This is a genomic window from Streptomyces barringtoniae (genome assembly GCF_020819595.1).
GTDB classification, from domain to species: domain Bacteria; phylum Actinomycetota; class Actinomycetes; order Streptomycetales; family Streptomycetaceae; genus Streptomyces; species Streptomyces barringtoniae.
In genome coordinates, this window is the sequence record NZ_JAJHNP010000089.1 from 1 (window position 1) to 801 (window position 801).

General features: G+C 71.2%; 1 pseudogene. It reads left to right on the top strand.

What is annotated here, in order from left to right:
- Nucleotides 1–801 (top strand): annotated as a pseudogene (locus LMU33_RS40835) (polyketide synthase dehydratase domain-containing protein); the annotation flags it as partial.

Genomic DNA, 801 nt, shown 5'->3' on the forward strand with positions numbered 1-801 from the left:
AGGCATTCCGCAAGGTTGCCGAGGGGCTGTCGTACGAGGCCCCGCGCATCCCCGTCGTCTCCAACCTCACCGGGACGATCGCGACCGCCGAGGAGATCACCGACCCCGGTTTCTGGGTCCGCCACGTCCGTGAAGCGGTCCGCTTCCGCGACGGCATGCGGGTCCTGGAAGCGGAGAACGTGACGACGTTCGTCGAGCTGGGCCCGGACGGTGTGCTCTCGGCGATGGCGCAGGACTGCGTCACCGGCGACGGCCACGCCTTCGTCCCCGTGCTGCGAAAGGGACGGGCGGAGGCCGAGTCCCTCACAGCCGCCCTGGGCGTGGCCCATGTGCGTGGGGTCGCCGTCGACTGGACCGCGTACTTCTCCGGCACCGGAGCCGAACGCGTCGACCTGCCCACCTACGCCTTCCAGCACGAGCACTACTGGCTGGACGCCGGCACCGCGGTCGGTGACGTCACCTCCATGGGGTTGCGGTCCGCCGATCACCCGCTGCTGGGCGCGGCCGTCTCCCTCGCCGATGCCGAAGGCTTCCTGTTCACCGGCCGGTTGGCGGTGGAGACGCAGCCTTGGCTGGCCGATCACGCGGTCATGGGTGCGGTGCTGCTGCCCGGCACGGCGTTCGTCGAACTGGCGCTGCGCGCCGGCGAGCAGGCCGGCTGCGAACTGGTGGAGGAGCTGACCCTTGAGGCGCCGCTCGTCCTGCCCGAAGAGGGCGGAGTCGAGCTGCAACTCGTCGTCGGTGCGCCCGACCGCTCGGGCCGCCGTTCGCTCGCCTTCCACTCACGTTCCGACCAGGCGC